This window comes from Pseudahrensia aquimaris (assembly GCF_042676045.1).
Lineage (GTDB): Bacteria > Pseudomonadota > Alphaproteobacteria > Rhizobiales > Rhizobiaceae > Pseudahrensia > Pseudahrensia aquimaris.
On record NZ_JBHTJV010000009.1, the window covers coordinates 229,726 to 245,601 of the forward strand.

13 protein-coding genes and 1 pseudogene are annotated in these 15,876 nt (G+C 51.9%); 6 read left to right on the forward strand and 8 right to left on the reverse strand.

Going from position 1 to position 15,876, the window contains the following annotated elements; genetic code table 11:
• Window positions 1-36: 36 nt before the first annotated feature.
• From leuS to holA, 3 genes are read left to right on the forward strand one after another with little or no spacing between them, the layout of a single operon-like run.
• A complete protein-coding gene (leuS, locus tag ACFQ14_RS09920) occupies window positions 37-2,628 on the forward strand; it encodes a leucine--tRNA ligase (RefSeq protein ID WP_377212578.1) in 2,592 nt (863 codons plus the stop codon).
• Window positions 2,615-3,178, forward strand: coding sequence for a hypothetical protein (locus ACFQ14_RS09925; RefSeq protein ID WP_377212579.1), 564 nt, complete (start codon window positions 2,615-2,617; stop codon window positions 3,176-3,178). Before leuS ends, ACFQ14_RS09925 begins: the two co-directional genes overlap by 14 nt.
• Window positions 3,179-3,184: 6 nt before the next feature.
• Window positions 3,185-4,225 carry a DNA polymerase III subunit delta gene (gene holA / locus ACFQ14_RS09930; protein WP_377212580.1) on the forward strand — a complete coding sequence of 347 codons (1,041 nt, stop codon included), beginning with the start codon at window positions 3,185-3,187 and terminating at the stop codon, window positions 4,223-4,225.
• 2 nt (window positions 4,226-4,227) lie between these two features.
• On the opposite strand, the gene ACFQ14_RS09935 is transcribed toward holA, so the two are convergent.
• The 8 genes from ACFQ14_RS09935 to hemE form a co-directional block, all read right to left on the reverse strand.
• A complete protein-coding gene (locus ACFQ14_RS09935; RefSeq protein WP_377212581.1) occupies window positions 4,228-5,124 on the reverse strand; it encodes a ParB/RepB/Spo0J family partition protein in 897 nt (298 codons plus the stop codon).
• A gap of 16 nt (window positions 5,125-5,140) precedes the next feature.
• Entirely contained in the window at window positions 5,141-5,956 is an 816-nt protein-coding gene (locus ACFQ14_RS09940; protein WP_377212582.1) for a ParA family protein, read from the reverse strand.
• Between the two features lie 38 nt (window positions 5,957-5,994).
• The gene (rsmG, locus tag ACFQ14_RS09945) at window positions 5,995-6,651 is read right to left on the reverse strand and encodes a 16S rRNA (guanine(527)-N(7))-methyltransferase RsmG (RefSeq protein ID WP_377212583.1); all 657 of its coding nucleotides are present in this window, start codon (window positions 6,649-6,651) and stop codon (window positions 5,995-5,997) included.
• A complete protein-coding gene (mnmG, locus tag ACFQ14_RS09950; protein WP_377212584.1) occupies window positions 6,644-8,542 on the reverse strand; it encodes a tRNA uridine-5-carboxymethylaminomethyl(34) synthesis enzyme MnmG in 1,899 nt (632 codons plus the stop codon). The genes rsmG and mnmG overlap by 8 nt, the downstream gene beginning before the upstream one ends.
• A gap of 134 nt (window positions 8,543-8,676) precedes the next feature.
• A complete protein-coding gene (gene mnmE / locus ACFQ14_RS09955; protein WP_377212585.1) occupies window positions 8,677-9,990 on the reverse strand; it encodes a tRNA uridine-5-carboxymethylaminomethyl(34) synthesis GTPase MnmE in 1,314 nt (437 codons plus the stop codon).
• A 90-nt stretch (window positions 9,991-10,080) separates the two neighbouring features.
• Window positions 10,081-11,346 (reverse strand): transcription termination factor Rho, encoded by a 1,266-nt coding sequence (gene rho, locus ACFQ14_RS09960; protein WP_377212586.1) that lies wholly within the window; start codon window positions 11,344-11,346, stop codon window positions 10,081-10,083.
• Window positions 11,347-11,581: 235 nt separating this feature from the next.
• A complete protein-coding gene (hemJ, locus tag ACFQ14_RS09965) occupies window positions 11,582-12,004 on the reverse strand; it encodes a protoporphyrinogen oxidase HemJ (protein ID WP_377212587.1) in 423 nt (140 codons plus the stop codon).
• Between the two features lie 12 nt (window positions 12,005-12,016).
• On the reverse strand, window positions 12,017-13,048 hold the full coding sequence (hemE, locus tag ACFQ14_RS09970; protein WP_377212588.1) for a uroporphyrinogen decarboxylase: 1,032 nt from the start codon (window positions 13,046-13,048) through the stop codon (window positions 12,017-12,019).
• A 470-nt stretch (window positions 13,049-13,518) separates the two neighbouring features.
• Between hemE and ACFQ14_RS09975 the strand changes: the two genes are divergently transcribed.
• The 3 genes and pseudogenes from ACFQ14_RS09975 to ACFQ14_RS09985 form a co-directional block, all read left to right on the forward strand.
• A complete protein-coding gene (locus ACFQ14_RS09975) occupies window positions 13,519-14,376 on the forward strand; it encodes a pyruvate, water dikinase regulatory protein (protein WP_377212589.1) in 858 nt (285 codons plus the stop codon).
• Window positions 14,377-14,426: 50 nt separating this feature from the next.
• Window positions 14,427-15,032: a Maf-like protein gene (locus ACFQ14_RS09980; RefSeq protein ID WP_377212590.1), complete on the forward strand. Its 606-nt coding sequence runs from the start codon at window positions 14,427-14,429 to the stop codon at window positions 15,030-15,032.
• Window positions 15,025-15,873 (forward strand): annotated as a pseudogene (locus ACFQ14_RS09985) (shikimate dehydrogenase); the annotation flags it as partial. The gene ACFQ14_RS09980 and the pseudogene ACFQ14_RS09985, both read left to right, overlap by 8 nt.
• Between the last annotated feature and the right edge of the window lie 3 nt (window positions 15,874-15,876).

The window sequence follows — 15,876 nt, forward strand, 5'->3', positions numbered from 1 at the left end:
CGCAGCACTGTCCCCTTTTTCACGAAGACCCCGAACATGGCAAGCGAGCAACACAGCGAACGCTACAACGCCAAAAGCGTTGAACGGAAATGGCAAAAAGTCTGGGACGAAAAAGAGCTGTTCAAAGCCGAGACCGCCCCCACGGGCCGCGACACCTACTACGTGCTGGAAATGTTCCCCTATCCGTCGGGCCGCATTCATATCGGCCACGTGCGCAACTATGCGATGGGTGATGTGATCGCCCGCTATAAGCGCGCCAAGGGTTTTGAGGTTCTCCACCCGATGGGCTGGGACGCGTTCGGCATGCCGGCCGAAAACGCTGCCATGAAAGGCAACACCCACCCAAAAACGTGGACCTATGCCAACATAGCGGAGATGCGCAAACAACTAAAGTCGATGGGCCTGTCGCTGGATTGGTCCCGCGAATTCGCCACCTGCGATGTGGAATACTATTCCAAGCAGCAAAAGCTATTTCTCGACTTTATGAAAGCGGGCCTCGCCTATCGCAAGAACGCACGGGTCAACTGGGATCCGGTTGACATGACGGTTTTGGCCAATGAGCAGGTGATCGACGGCAAAGGCTGGCGCTCCGGTGCTGAGGTTGAACAGCGCGAGCTGACCCAGTGGTTCTTCAAAATTTCGGACTTTTCCGACGACCTGCTGCAATCGCTGGACGGGCTGGAAGATTGGCCCGACAAGGTGAAATTGATGCAGGCCAACTGGATCGGCAAAAGCCGTGGCCTTCAGATGAAATTCGCCCTCACAGAACCCACCCACGGTTTCGATGCGCTGGAAATCTACACAACCCGCCCCGACACGCTGGCAGGCGCGAGCTTCATGGCTATCGCGCCGGAACACCCGCTGGCACTGGCTCTGGCACAAGAGAATGACGCATTGGCAAAATTCAATGCTGATGTTCGCAAAACCGGCACGTCGGCTGAGGAACTGGAAAAAGCGGAGAAGCAGGGATTCGACACCGGCCTGACGGTGAAGCACCCACTCTATGAAGACCAAACTTTGCCGATCTACGTGGCCAATTTCGTGCTGATGGATTACGGAACCGGCGCGATCTTCGCTTGCCCCGCTCACGATCAGCGCGACTTGGATTTCGCACGCAAGTATTCGCTGCCGGTCATAGATACCTTCTTCGCCATAAACGACGAAACGCCAGTCAAAGACGAAGCCTTTGTTCCCGCCAAAACCGAGAAAGTACGGTTTGTAAATCAGCCCGCCGGGGTCGAAGTCGCTACCGGCCAGGAAGCCATCGACGCAACTATCGACTGGGCCGAAAAGAACGGGCTGGGGGAAGGCCGGGAACAATTCCGGCTGCGCGATTGGGGCGTATCCCGCCAGCGCTATTGGGGTTGCCCCATTCCAGTCGTGCACTGCAAGGATTGCGGCGTAGTTCCAGAGAAAGAAGAAAACCTTCCCGTCGAACTGCCCGAAGACGTTTCCTTCGACACGCCGGGAAACCCGCTCGACCGCCACCCAACATGGCGCGATGTCCCCTGCCCCTCTTGCGGCAAACCTGCCAAGCGGGAGACGGACACGATGGACACGTTTGTCGATTCGTCGTGGTATTTCGCTCGCTTTGCCGACCCAACTGTCAGCACTCCCACCAACGTGGAAGCGGCAAACAAATGGCTACCTGTCGATCAATATATCGGCGGCATTGAACACGCGATCCTGCACCTGCTCTATTCGCGTTTTTTCGCTCGCGCTATGTCGATCACTGGCCATATGGACGTAACAGAACCGTTCAAAGGCCTCTTCACTCAAGGCATGGTGGTTCACGAAACCTATGGCGACAAAGACATGGGCTGGTTTGAACCGTCAGAACTCAGAATGGAGGACGGTGGTAACGGTCGCCGCGCCTTTCGTTTGGACAACGGTGAAGAAGTTCCCATCGGCAGCATCGAGAAAATGTCGAAGTCAAAGCGCAATGTCGTGGACCCGGAAGACATTATTGACAGCTATGGTGCCGACACCGCCCGTTGGTTTGTGCTTTCCGACAGCCCACCGGACCGTGATGTGATCTGGACAGAAGCCGGAGTCGAAGGCGCCCACCGTTTCGTCCAACGCCTGTGGCGTTTGGTGAACACGATAGCCGACACCGAAAACAAAAGCGGTGACACTCAAGCGGATCTGGCCTTGCGCAAGGCCGCCCACAAGGCGCTCGCCAATGTGGACGATATGATCCCATCCCTGCGCTACAACTCAGCGGTCGCACAAATTTACACCTTGGTTAACGCTTTGGAAGCTGCTGCCCGCGCTGGCAATGTGTCCAAACCGTGCCTTCACGAAGCCATTATCATCACATTGCAGATGATCGCACCGATGATGCCGCATCTGGCTGAGGAATGTTGGGCTACACTTGGTTTCGAAGATCTGGTCAGCGCGACGCCTTGGCCGAAAGTCGATCGAGAAATGCTGGTCGAAGACGAAATTACCTTGCCCGTGCAAATCAACGGCAAGCGCAAGGGCGAAATTTCGGTGCCCGTTGATGCCGATAAAAACTGGGTTGAAAACCATGTTCTCGCCCAAGACTTTGTGCAGAAGGCGCTTTCTGGTAAGGAACCGAAAAAGCTGGTCGTTGTGCCCGGGAGAATTGTCAATGTGGTCATCTAGACCCGCCTCAGCCTGCGCACGCAGATGGATTTCAGCCAGTGTGCTATCCCTCGCTGCTTTGACCGCACTTTCGGGCTGCACCGTCGAACCGCTCAACGCACGAACAACGCCAGCTGCTGCCAAATCCGATGCAGAAGTAAGTTCTGTTCGTCAGGCTTTGCGTGCAACTGAAGTATCTGCTGCCAGAGAACGGGTTGAACAACAGGTTCGCAACGCGCTCCTGTTTTCAATGAATGGTGGCAACCCGATTGAACCCAGTCTCTACCGCGTGCAACTGGCCGTCCGCTCCGCCGATTCCGGCGTTGCTGTGGAAGCTGGAGTAGCTGCCGCAACCGCAGCGCAAGTCTCAGTGATCGTGAGCTATACGATCACTGAAAAATCTACCAACCGCACCCTGGCTTCCGGCACGCGAACAGCATTGTCAGCTTACAACCGCACGCCGCAAAAGTTCGCCAATCAACGCGCCGCCCGTGACGCAGAAAACAGGGCCGCCAAAGACGTGGCCGAACAAATTCGTCTAGTGGTAGCTCAAACCGTAGCTGGAAACTAAACGACCGTGGCCGAGGTTAAGGCCCATGCCGTTGATGGCTATCTCAAGCGGCCAGATCCAGCACATAGTGTCTTTCTCATTTACGGGCCGGATGCCGGACTTGTGTCTGAACGTGCCAAAATACTGGCTCGGTCAAGCGGTGCCGATCTCAACGATCCATTTGCGACTGTTCAGCTGGATGCGGAAGACGCAGCCAGCGATCAGAACCGTGTAGCAGATGAAGCGCACACAGTTTCCATGTTCGGCGGCAAACGACTGGTCTGGATCAAGGGTTCTACTCAAAAGAACCTGCCAGCTGCCATCCAACCCGTGCTCGACACCCCCCCACAAGATGCCTTCGTGATCGTTGAAGCAGGTGATCTCAAAAAGACCGCCCCTTTGCGCACACGGGTTGAAAAAGCCAAGGGCGCTGTGGCGCTTCCCTGTTACGCAGATCAGGCAAAAGCCCTGGACGCAATGATTGATGAAGAATTGCGCGCGGCCAACCTTACGATAGCAAACGATACCCGCCAGATGCTTAAAGGTCTGCTCGGAGAAGACCGAATGGCGTCGCGCAGCGAGGTGAAGAAATTGTGTCTTTATTGCTGTGGCCAGGAAACGATATCGCCAGATGATATTCTGGCCATAGTGGGCGATGCTTCGGCACTTGCCGTGGACACCGTGATCGATGCAGCAGCCACCGGCGACATCTCTACGATGGAGCACACTTACAAACGTTTATTGACTCGCGGCACGTCTGAAATCCAGATCGTTCTGGGTCTGCAGCGTTATTTTCAATTGCTGCATCAGGCTCGCGCTGGAATGGAATCCACAGGATCACAAGCTGCCAATGCCATTGCCCGGATGCGCCCACCAGTAAATTTTCAGCGCAAAGACAAGGTCACACGAGCATTGAGCGGGTGGACGTTGCCAGCGCTCAGCCGGGCTTTAAAACGTATCGACGATGTATCGTTGGAAGCCCGCGCTAATGCGAGCCTCGCACCAGCACTCGTATCAACCACATTGTTGGCTATTGCTCTTGAAGCGCGTCACTTGCGGATAAGATAAAGCTATTTTTTCAGTCGTTCCGCAAGCGAATCGAGTTGTTCAAGGCTTTTGTAGTCAATCATCAAGCGTCCCTTACCATTTGGGCGATGGGTAATCGATACTTTCATGCCAAGAGCATCAGATATTGAAGACTCTAGAGCCCTTGTGTCAGCATCTTTGACGGGCTTTGGCTTTTGTTTCGAGTCCGAATCGATATCACCTCTCGCTGCAAGCATTTCAGTTTCACGGACTGATAGCCCCTCAGCCACCACACGTTTCGCCAATGATTCAGGATTATCAAGTGTGATGAGTGCCCTTGCATGCCCAGAGGAGAGCGAGCCTTCTGACAACATGGATCGTACATTCACCGGCAATTTCAAAAGACGCAGCGTATTCGCCACGTGGCTACGGCTTTTTCCGATGACCTTTCCAAGATCCGCCTGCTTATATTTATGGTCATCAATAAGTTGCTGATATCCCAAAGCTTCTTCAATCGGATTGAGATCAGAACGTTGCACATTTTCGATAATGGCAAGCTCCAACGCCTCTCGATCATCAACATCGCGAATGACGACAGGAACTTCATGCAAGCCAGCTTTTTGCGCAGCACGCCACCGTCTTTCACCGGCAATCACTTCATATCTGTTTTGACCTTTTGGACGCACCAAGATCGGTTGGACAATCCCGTGCTCAGCGATTGAATTGGCTAGTTCCTCCAATTCGCTAACCCGAAACTGCCGTCGCGGGTTGTTGGCGTTGTTCGTTACCTGTTCGATGGGAACGCTTCTGTCATATTTGACCAGTGCAGAAAGATCAGGATCGTCTACAGCAACCGCTGGTGGCGCAGGGCTTCTGTCCATGTCTCCAATCAACGCTGCCAATCCTTTACCCAACCGTTTATTGCTCGCATCTTTTGCCATATTGATAGTGTGCCTTCTAATTTGGTGAGCGCTGAAGCGCTTTTTCGCGTTGAATCAGCTCGGACGCCAACTTCAGATAAGCCTGAGATCCTGCGCAATTGATATCATATAACAAGACCGGTTTGCCAAACGATGGAGCTTCAGAAATCCGGACATTGCGGGGTATGATCGTCTCATAGACGAGTTCGCCCAAGGTCTCTCGAACATCGGAAACAACCTGCTCGGACAGGTTGTTTCGCTTGTCATACATGGTCATCACGATGCCTTGAACGGTCAACCGATTGTTTATACTAGCCCGAACCTGCTCTAAAGTTTGTAGCAATTGGCTAAGACCCTCTAGTGCGAAAAATTCGGTCTGCAAGGGCACGATCACGGAATCTGCAGCAGCCAGCGCATTCAGCGTCAGCAAATTGAGCGAAGGGGGGCAATCAATCATAATGTAGCTATAATCAGGCTCACGGCCTAAATGTGCAGCGATGGCTTTCTTTAAGCGAAAATTACGATCCTCAACATGAGAAACCTCAGTCTCCAACCCCAGCAGATCTAGAGTTGAGGGAGCAACGGATAAGCGAGGCACAGCCGTAGGAATGCTGATATCCTTCAGCGACGCCCCATCGCGCAACAAATCATACGTCGAAAGCTCACGGTCCTCTGCATCTATGCCCAGCCCGGTTGACGCATTTCCCTGTGGATCAAGGTCAACGACCAAAACCTCTTCACCGATAGCGGCCAATGCGGTCGACAGATTAATAGCTGTTGTTGTCTTGCCTACCCCTCCCTTTTGGTTGGCAAGCGCAATCACTCGGGGACGGATATCGGCGTTAATGCTCATAAAATGTCTCTGATGCCCGTGGGCTGTAAAGGCTCTGTCTACCCAATGCGTCGGACATTTGAAACCGTAAGAAGCACAGAACCGTCACCCAAAACACTGTTTTTGAGTTCAATGTTGAAATCAAAAACCTCACTAGCAAGTGCAATTTCCGCTTCGTGCCCCCGACCCTTAGCAAAAACACCAACGCAGCCATCAACCAAGAGGCCATCCGTAAGATGCAACAAATCGACGAGGGGACCAAGCGCACGAGCGCTCACCGCATCAGGTTTTTGCGCTGACCTTAATACGTTTTCGATACGATCTCCGTGGACTTGAACATCAACAGAGCCACCTCTTAGACCGACCTCTCGAACAACCGCAGACATAAACGCACACTTCTTGCCGACACTTTCAATCAAATGAACAGTGCCCTCGCCCGCTTCTGAAAGCAAAATTGCCGTCACCAGACCTGGAAACCCCGCACCCGAACCAATGTCAATCCAGGTTTTGGCCGCGGACGCGGCGGCAAGCGTTTGAACCGAATCAAGTATATGACGAGACCAGACATCATCCATTGTCGATGGTGCGACGAGATTAATTCGCCTTTGCCACTGCTCCAACAGCCCAACATACGTTTCAAGACGTTGCTGTGTTTCACGTGAAACAGGCCATAGGGACGAAATTTGACTGGCAACCGCCTTGGGGCACTCAGCCAAGGAAACGCTCCTCAGCGGCTGTCTCAGAGGCTTTTGCGGCGTGTTTCTTCACGTGGGCCAAAACCAAAGTTAGTGCGGCAGGTGTAATGCCGTCAATTCGAGCGGCTTGACCGATATTGCCTGGTCGAACCTGCTCCAACTTGAACTTAAGTTCGTTTGACAGACCTGCAATATTGGAAAACAAAAAGTCGTCAGGAATGGTCCGTGCCTCATCTTTCAGGACGACATCGATATCGGCCTGTTGTCTCTCAAGATACACCGCATATGACGCGTCGATTTTAATCTGTTTGGCTATTTTGTCATCAATCGGTCCCAATTCTGACCAAATGGCCCGAACATCATCAAATCCGATCTCCGAATAGCTCATCAGATCGTAGGCACTTCGGCGTACACCGTCCTGAGTTATGTTAAGCCCGTGTTTTCTTGCTTCATTGGGTGATAACATGAGGCTTTGACACAAATCTTTGGCTTCTTGAAGCGCAACGGCCTTATTGGCATAGGCATCTGACCTCTCACTGCCAACGCAGCCGATATTCAAACCAATTGGCGTTAGCCTCTGGTCCGCATTATCAGCCCTTAGACTCAAACGGTATTCAGCCCTTGATGTAAACATTCGGTAGGGTTCGCTGACCCCCCGGCTCACCAAATCATCAATCATCACGCCAATGTAGGAATTCGTCCGGCTGAAATGGAGAGGCTCACCACCACTTGCCTTGAGCGCGGCGTTCAAACCTGCCACCAAACCCTGAGCGCCCGCCTCTTCATAACCCGTGGTTCCATTGATTTGACCTGCAAGATAGAACCCTTTGACAACCCGCGTTTCAAGAGTGGGTCGCAGGGCCCGGGGGTCAACATAGTCGTATTCAATGGCGTAGCCAGGCTGCAGAATAATCGCCTTTTCGAGACCTTCAATGGTCGCGATAAATTCTGCCTGCACATCTTCCGGCAAAGATGTCGAGATTCCATTGGGATAAACTGTCGGATCATCCAATCCTTCAGGTTCCAGAAAAATTTGGTGACTGTCTTTCTCCGCAAATTTGACAATCTTGTCTTCCACAGAAGGGCAATAACGCGGACCAACGCCCGCAATTTGCCCAGAATACATCGCCGATTGGTGAACATTGGCAGCAATAATTTTATGCGTCTTCGCATTTGTTCGCGTGATGCCGCACTCAATCTGTGGAACGCGTATCGCATCGGTAAGGGTCGAAAATGGAATGGGTGGATCATCGGCAGGTTGCATCTCCAATCGATCCCAGTCGATTGTTCGGCCATCAAGACGGGCAGGGGTGCCGGTCTTCAGACGTCCAAGAGGCAGTTTCAAAAGCCTAAGAGCTTCGGCCATCGCGTCTGATGGCTTTTCTCCCATACGGCCAGCAGGAATTTTCTTCTCTCCGATATGAATCAGTCCACCAAGGAAGGTCCCGGTCGTCAAAACCAGCGCTGGCGCAAACAGTTGACGGCCATCCGATAAAACAAGCCCCTGCATCGCAGATTTTTCAATAAGAAGGTTCGCAGCTTCTCCCTCAATGACGACCAGGTTTGGCTGGGCTTCAATCTCTTCTTGCATGGCCTTCAGGTAGAGCCTTCTGTCCGCCTGCGCTCGTGGGCCACGCACAGCTGGACCCCTTCTGCGGTTCAGCATTCGAAACTGAATTCCGGACCGGTCAGCAACACGGGCCATCAGTCCATCAAGAGCGTCAATCTCGCGTACCAGATGGCCCTTACCCAAACCACCAATGGCAGGATTACACGACAGGGTTCCTATTGTCTGGAATGAGTGGGTCACCAGAGCGGTGCGTGCACCCAGTCGAGCGCTGGCCGCGGCAGCTTCCGTGCCCGCATGACCACCACCAACCACGATCACATCAAATTTGTGTTCTTGCGCCATCGCGCTGCTGTTCCAGATCTTTTCTATGTTACGTCGGTCTCTTTGACTCGTTTCAAAGCGTCCGTCAAAGGGTGATCAAGCCGCAGTTCATTTCACGTGAAACAAATGACTGGCTGTATAGTGTTTCACGTGAATCATTTACCGACACAAAATTCTGAAAAAATAACATCCAGTAGGTCCTCAACATCAATACGGCCTGTCAAGCGACCCAAATGGTCTCCGGCTTGTCGAAGATGTTCAGAGCGCAATTCCAAATCAAGTTTAGATTGGATGCTCAACCGTAAGCAATTGCTGCATTCATTTAGAGCAAATCGATGCCGTTGACGAGATAATGCAGCTGATTCGCCATGTCCCAACCGTTTATCAATGCGATCTTCAAGTTCCCGCAGAAAAACATCCAAACCGTTCGTGTAAACCGTCGAGACTACTATTTCACACTGGCTCGTGGCTAAATCAGCTTTGGTTCCGATGGTAAGAAGCTGCTCATTTGGTATTTCGCGCAACTTTACTGGAAGGTCAGCGGGAGCATCGCTGGGGGAAAGCCACACGACCAAATCAGCATGACGTGCAGCTTGTACCGCACGCTTGATTCCCTCACGTTCAATCTCATCATCTGTTTGTCGCAAACCCGCAGTGTCGGTAATCACCACGAGGTGCTCACCAATACGCATAGAAATTTCAATTGTATCACGGGTTGTTCCAGCTTGCGGCGTTACGATGGCCACATCACGCCTTGCTAATGCGTTCAAAAGACTGGACTTGCCCGCATTGGGCGGGCCGAGAAGCGCAATCGAGAACCCTTCTCTGATCAATTCTCCGCGTCTTCCATCATCCAGGTGATCGCTTATTTGATTTATGAGGGTCAACACGCCAGACCAAACCTGATCACTTACGCTACCGGGCACATCATCTTCATCCGCAAAGTCCAACTCCGCCTCGATCAAAGCGCGTGCCTGGATAATATCGGACCGCCACCCCTCATAGAGCGCCCTAAGAACTCCTTGAGATTGGGAAAGTGCTTGTCGGCGCTGTCCTTCGGTCTGTGCGGCGATAAGATCAGACAGGCCTTCAAGCTCGGTCAAATCCATTCTATTGTTTTCAAACGCTCGGCGGGAAAATTCACCAGCTTCCGCAACGCGCAGACCTTCTATTGAAGCCAAAGCGGTCAATATGGCTTCTACTGAAGCCTTGCCACCGTGTCCTTGCAGCTCAAGCACGTCCTCACCTGTAAAGCTGTTCGGACCGGGAAAATAGATCGAGAGGCCCTCATCAAGAAGATCGCCAGTGGAAGGATGCCGGAACCGAGAAAACGTAGCTTTACGCGGTGGAGGCAAGCAACCCAGTATTTTTTCCGCTGTATCTGCTACAGCCGGCCCTGAAACGCGAATAATTGCTACGCCACTGGGAAGTGAACCGCTGGAAAGGGCAAAGATGGTCTTCTCGTGCATTCCTTATCCCTCAATAGGAAGACACCAAAAGAACATGAGATTATTTCGTAGCCGAATCAAAGTGAATCAAAGAACGAGCATTTGATCAAATCAGGTGTTCATCGAATCGAAAAATTCTGCGTTGTTTTTTGTTTGCTTCAGTTTATCGATCAAGAATTCGATGGCGTCCGTGTTGCCCATTGAGGACAAAATACGGCGCAGTACGAAGATTTTCTGCAAGTCTTCTTTCGGCACCAGCAAGTCTTCCTTACGTGTGCCAGATTTAAGGATATCCATCGCAGGATAAGTGCGTTTGTCAGCAACCTTACGATCCAGCACAATTTCTGAGTTACCTGTGCCTTTGAATTCTTCAAAGATCACTTCGTCCATACGGCTGCCTGTATCAATCAGAGCAGTCGCAATAATCGTCAGAGAACCGCCTTCCTCAATGTTACGAGCGGCACCAAAGAAACGTTTAGGGCGCTGCAGGGCATTGGCGTCTACACCACCCGTCAGAACCTTACCCGATGATGGAACGGTCGTGTTGTAAGCCCGGCCAAGACGTGTAATCGAATCGAGAAGGATCACCACATCGCGACCATGCTCAACGAGCCTTTTCGCTTTTTCGATAACCATTTCAGTAACTTGAACGTGTCGCGTTGCCGGTTCATCGAAGGTTGAAGCAATCACTTCTCCCTTTACCGTCCGCGACATGTCTGTCACTTCTTCCGGTCGTTCATCGATCAACAAGACGATCAAATACGCTTCTGGATGGTTGGCTGTAATGGATTTTGCAACATTTTGGAGAAGCACCGTTTTACCAGTGCGCGGCGGCGCCGTTATCAGAGCACGTTGGCCCTTGCCCAGCGGTGCAACCAGATCAATAACACGCGCTGACAAGTCTTTTGCTTCTGGGTCATCGATTTCCATGTGAAACCGTTCTTCCGGGTAAAGCGGCGTCAGGTTATCAAAATGGATCTTATGCTTGATTGTCTCTGGATCATCGAAATTGATCGTATTGACCTGCAAGAGTGCGAAATAACGCTCGCCGTCTTTTGGAGACCGGATTGGTCCCTCAACCGTATCACCCGTGCGAAGCGAAAATTTCCGCAACTGAGAGGGTGAGATGTAAATATCATCGGGGCCCGGTAGATAGTTGGCGCTTGGTGAACGCAAGAACGCAAAGCCATCTTGCAGCACTTCCACGACACCCTGACCGATAATTTCTACATCGCGCTCGGCCAGCTGTTTGAGAATCGCAAACATCAACTCCTGCTTGCGCAGTGTGCTGGCATTTTCCACTTCCAGCTCTTCAGCAAAAGAAATGAGATCTGTCGGCGACTTCGCCTTCAGATCGTGAAGTTTCATCTGGTCCATAAAGTGATTTCCATGAAGCGTGCGGACCGTCAGCCCGACTTTAAGTTGAGGAGGATTCGGTTCCGAGGCGGACGCCAAAGACCATCATGCGAATGAGAAGGTTTCCAACAAAGCAGACGTTTGGGGCATCGGTTTGGCAAAGCCAAGCTGCAAGGCAGGACCCGCAAGCGGGCAACAGCGTATCCGAGGTTGATAGGGCCCTATTAGACCCGAATCATCCCATTCGCAAGCAAAATCAGAATGGTTTGACGACCACCAAAATAACGATGACGATCAACAACACGGTCGGGACTTCATTCGCGATCCGAAAAAAGCGCTGCGGCTTTTCGTTTCGATCTTCTGCAAAGGCCTTCATCCAGCCCACAGAGATGAAATGGAAGACCGTCAGAACCAAGACGAGCGCCAGTTTGATAATGAACCACGGTTCGGCCCAAACATTGTAAAGCGCGGCTATCCAGATGCCGAACACCCAGGTGGCAATCATGGCGGGTGTCATAATCGCCTTCATCAAGCGTCGTTCCATGACCTTGAACGTTTCCGATGTCTCCGGGGTAACACCTTCGGCCGCATGATAAACGAAAAGGCGTGGCAAATAGAGAAAGCCGACCATCCAGGCGATCATGGCAATAACGTGCAGAGATTTGACCCACAGATCCATCAATTCTTCCCCTTAACATACCATCCGAACACGGTCGATCATCTGCTGAACGTGCGGTATAGGTGTTTCAGGCGTGATGCCATGACCGAGATTGAACACCAATGGTCCGTTATTGAGATGTTCAATTATGTTATCAACGGCGGTGTCCAAAGATGTACCGCCAGCGATCAACCGCTTAGGGTCCAAATTACCTTGAATTGGCACCTCCTTTTGCAAATCTTGCGCAAAAGCCATCGGCAGACACCAATCAATCCCAATCATATCCACACCCGTAGCAGCAGCATATCCCTTGTAGAATGCACCCACTCCTTTAGGGAAACCGATGATTTTGGCATCGGGAATTTGCGCCCGAACGTTGGCTACCACGCGTTTGACAGGCTCCACACACCAGCGGGTAAATTGATCTTCGTCCAGAACTGACGCCCAGGAATCAAATATTTGCACCGCATCAGCGCCAGCTTTCAACTGAGCGATCAGATAGGAAGATGAAGCATCAACCAGCACATCGATTAAAGTCTGAAAATCGTCGGGCTGTGTAAGCGCGAACTGTCGGGCCGGCCCCTGATCTGGCGTGCCATGGCCAGCGATCATATAGGTTGCCACTGTCCAAGGCGCTCCGCAGAACCCTAACAACGTTGTCTGTTCCGGCAGTTCATTGCTCAACCGATCAACAGTCTCCAAAACCGGTGCGAGATATTCAACCACTTTGCTCGCATCCAGTTTGGCAATCGCCGCGGCATCAACCGGCTTCAGGATTGGTCCACGGCCTTCTTCAAAGCGCAGATCAACGCCTAGCGCATCAGGAATAACCAAAATATCAGAAAACAGAATTGCCGCATCAAAGCCAAACCGTCGGATCGGCTGCAAGGTCACTTCGGTCGCCAGTGGTGGATTGTAGCAAAGATCGAGAAAGCTCCCAGCCTCTTTGCGGGTGGCTTTGTATTCGGGCAGATACCTACCGGCCTGACGCATCATCCATATCGGTGGGGGTGTTAGACTTTCTCCAGCTATTACACGCATCACTGATTTGTCTTCACGTTTCATAGGCATCCCGTGCTGGTCCTGTCGTCTCTTTTTGTCACCTTTGCACAGTGCCTTCCAAAAAGGGTTTGTGTCTGTGTGATTATTGATTCTGTTTAGACTCGGTGGATTATGGGGATTGAATCTTATCCACACACAACACTGCCAAAGCCTCGGTTGTCCGAACTTGTAGACAAGTTTTCCGTCTGTGGAAATGGACAGTGGGAAAAAGAGATTCGCTATTCTGAATCAATTGGTTCCCAACTGAATTCAAGCCAGCAACCTGTTTGCAACGTATGAATAAGTTTCCATAAAGGTGAATAAACCGTTAACTCACAAACCCAACTGAAACCTGTCCCTCCCTTTCCGCATGTGGATGGATTTTGCTCCAGTGGGCATCAAAACCAGCCGCTGCCCGATTCATCGTTTTTGTCCACATTGATTCACAAATGCGAAATGTGTCGATTACCCGCGTGAGCTGAAAGGAAACTCCCATGGCCGTTCGATCCTGGCTTCAAAAAGCCCGAGAAAAGGTCTCGAAAAAGAGCTTCTTTCATCTCCACATGATCTCCGATTCTACCGGAGAAACATTAACCACAGTAGGGCGAGCGGCCGCAGCGCAATACACCAATTGGCGTGCCATCGAGCATATTTCACCGATGGTTCGCGATGAGGAAGCGCTGAAAACGGCGCTCAAGAAAATCGAGGATGCTCCCGGTATTGTCCTCTACACACTGGTCAACGAGGCTCACAGCGAATTTCTTCAAGCACGCTGTCGGGCATTGGAGGCACCTGCGATCAATGTTTTGGATCCCCTGACGCAAGTCTTCGATTCTCATCTAGGGGAGAAAATGTCCGGACAGGTGGGGGCGCAGCACGCACTGGATGAGGATTATTTTGGCCGCCTGGAAGCGTTGCGTTTTGCGATGAACCATGATGACGGCAACCTTCCTGATGATATTGAGGAAATCGATGTGATTCTGATCGGCATCAGCAGAACATCGAAAACACCCACCAGCATCTATCTAGCCCAACGGGGTTTGAAGGTGTGCAACATCCCGTTGGTTCCAGGCAATGATCTGCCGGACAATGTCATCAACTCTAAAAAGCCACTGATTGTTGCACTTATCGCCTCAACAGAGCGGATTCTTCAGGTGCGCGAAAACCGTCTTCTGGCTTTCGAGCGCGATATGACCGACGACGCCTATATTGACCGCGCTTCAATCCAGGAGGAACTCGTGTGGACACGGCAATTGTGCCAGGACAATTCCTGGCCGATGATTGATGTCTCCAAACGTTCTGTTGAGGAGACGGCGGCTGCTATTCTTGCCTTGATGCAAAACGATTCCTAAACCCACCCTCATCGCCCAATCTTGATCGCCTTGAAGCGGAGTTCGACACCATGACGGATCAAAAACGCATCGTTCTCGCGTCTGGAAGCACGTTCAGGGCTGATATTTTGCGCAATGCTGGGCTGACGATAGAGCAAATACCATCGACGCTGGACGAGCGGGCGCTTGAGGCGCCACTGGCGCAAGCCGATGTTCTGCCGGAAGACCGCGCGGAAATTCTAGCTGAAGCGAAGGCGGGGCAGGTTTCACAAGCACAAATTGGCGCATGGGTAATCGGCTGCGATCAGATCCTGTCCTTCGAAGGGGAAGTGCTCCACAAACCGAAAGACATGGACGAAGCGCGACGACGTCTTATCGCGCTATCGGGAAAAACCCATATGCTTCATTCTGCTGTAGTGTTGGCTAAAGACGGCCAAACGGTTTGGCGGCATGTGGAACCTTGCAAAATGGTGATGCGTGAATTCGATCCCGGTTTCGTAGGGCGGCATTTGGCAAGCACCGGCGATGCTGTTTTGTCATCCGTTGGTGCATATCAAATTGAGGGGCCGGGCGCGCAATTGTTCCAATCTATTGGTGGCGATCTGTTCTCCATTATGGGTCTTCCCTTGCTTCCGCTGCTGAACGCTTTGCGCAAGGAAAACGTGATTGATGGCTGACGCCGCGCACCCCAAAAAGGCGTTCGTTGCCGGTTGGCCGATCAAGCATTCGCGCTCGCCGTTGGTGCACACCCACTGGCTGCGCCTGCATGGTATTGATGGTTCCTATGAAAAAATCGCCGTGGAACCGGAAAACTTCACGGCGTTTCTCGATGCAATGGCTGACAAGGGTTTTGTCGGTGGCAACATTACAATCCCACATAAAGAGACGGCTCATGATCATGTTGTTTGGCGCGATGAAGCGGCGGAACGCTTAGGTGCGGTAAACACGGTTTGGTTAAAAGGCACGACGCTTTGGGGCGCCAACACGGACGGCATCGGCTTTGCAAGAAATCTCGACGACCAGGCGCCCGGTTGGTCTAACGATGCGTCTGAGAGAACAGTCCTGGTGCTTGGCGCAGGTGGCGCATCACGGGCGATCATAGATGTATTGGTTCAGGCTAGGTTCAAACGCATCGTCATCGCTAACCGAACACTCGCGCGGGCTGAATCGCTTGTCGGACAATTCGGTGAAAGCTGTGTTGCTGTGGAACTAAAAGAGGCATCTTTTCATGCCTCGCAGGCTGATCTCATCATCAACACAACATCTCTTGGCATGGATAATGACGATCAACGGCCTCTGGAATTCGCCAATGTAAAAGACAAAGTGATCGTTACCGATATCGTTTACACCCCATTGATCACCCCCTTTCTGCGTGAGGCGCAAAGGCACGGGCTGAAAATTGTCGATGGCTTGGGCATGTTATTGCACCAAGCCGTTCCGGGTTTCGAACAATGGTTCGGGGTGCGGCCATCGGTGTCTAAAGCGCTGCGAGCCATGATTGAGCGCGATTTGGGTGAGCGC

Excerpts from the sequence above, each read along its gene's own strand:
- ACFQ14_RS09975 (WP_377212589.1), top strand. The coding sequence starts at position 13,519 with ATGGCCGTTCGATCCTGGCTTCAAAAAGCCCGAGAAAAGGTCTCGAAA.
- hemE (WP_377212588.1), bottom strand. The coding sequence starts at position 13,048 with ATGAAACGTGAAGACAAATCAGTGATGCGTGTAATAGCTGGAGAAAGT.
- ACFQ14_RS09980 (WP_377212590.1), top strand. The coding sequence starts at position 14,427 with ATGACGGATCAAAAACGCATCGTTCTCGCGTCTGGAAGCACGTTCAGG.
- ACFQ14_RS09940 (WP_377212582.1), bottom strand. The coding sequence starts at position 5,956 with ATGAGCATTAACGCCGATATCCGTCCCCGAGTGATTGCGCTTGCCAAC.
- mnmE (WP_377212585.1), bottom strand. The coding sequence starts at position 9,990 with ATGCACGAGAAGACCATCTTTGCCCTTTCCAGCGGTTCACTTCCCAGT.
- ACFQ14_RS09935 (WP_377212581.1), bottom strand. The coding sequence starts at position 5,124 with ATGGCAAAAGATGCGAGCAATAAACGGTTGGGTAAAGGATTGGCAGCG.
- leuS (WP_377212578.1), top strand. The coding sequence starts at position 37 with ATGGCAAGCGAGCAACACAGCGAACGCTACAACGCCAAAAGCGTTGAA.
- ACFQ14_RS09925 (WP_377212579.1), top strand. The coding sequence starts at position 2,615 with ATGTGGTCATCTAGACCCGCCTCAGCCTGCGCACGCAGATGGATTTCA.
- hemJ (WP_377212587.1), bottom strand. The coding sequence starts at position 12,004 with ATGGATCTGTGGGTCAAATCTCTGCACGTTATTGCCATGATCGCCTGG.
- rho (WP_377212586.1), bottom strand. The coding sequence starts at position 11,346 with ATGGACCAGATGAAACTTCACGATCTGAAGGCGAAGTCGCCGACAGAT.
- mnmG (WP_377212584.1), bottom strand. The coding sequence starts at position 8,542 with ATGGCGCAAGAACACAAATTTGATGTGATCGTGGTTGGTGGTGGTCAT.